This window comes from Halomonas sp. SIMBA_159, assembly GCF_046536035.1.
Classification (GTDB): Bacteria; Pseudomonadota; Gammaproteobacteria; order Pseudomonadales; family Halomonadaceae; genus Vreelandella; species Vreelandella venusta_A.
On record NZ_JAWJBT010001272.1, the window covers coordinates 1 to 246 of the forward strand.

1 protein-coding gene is annotated in these 246 nt (G+C 53.7%); it reads left to right on the forward strand.

Annotated features, from left to right (window positions below):
• A partial coding sequence (locus tag R0J87_RS23340; protein ID WP_447307162.1) for a DUF423 domain-containing protein occupies positions 1-238 on the forward strand: 238 nt, incomplete at its 5' end.
• Positions 239-246: the final 8 nt, after the last annotated feature.

Genomic DNA, 246 nt, shown 5'->3' on the forward strand with positions numbered 1-246 from the left:
GATCTTAGGTCTGGCGGTGGCAATGCAGCGTCGCATCAGTATCTGGTTTTACTGGAGTAGCGTTTTCCTCGCGTTAGGCACGGTGCTGTTCAGCGGCAGCCTTTATTGCCTGGCACTGTCCCATCTGCGTTTGTGGGCGTTTGTCACTCCGGTTGGCGGCGTGAGCTTCCTTGCGGGCTGGGCGTTAATGTTAGTTGGTGCTATCCGTTTAAAGCGCAAGGGCGTAAGTCATGAATAAGGTTGTAT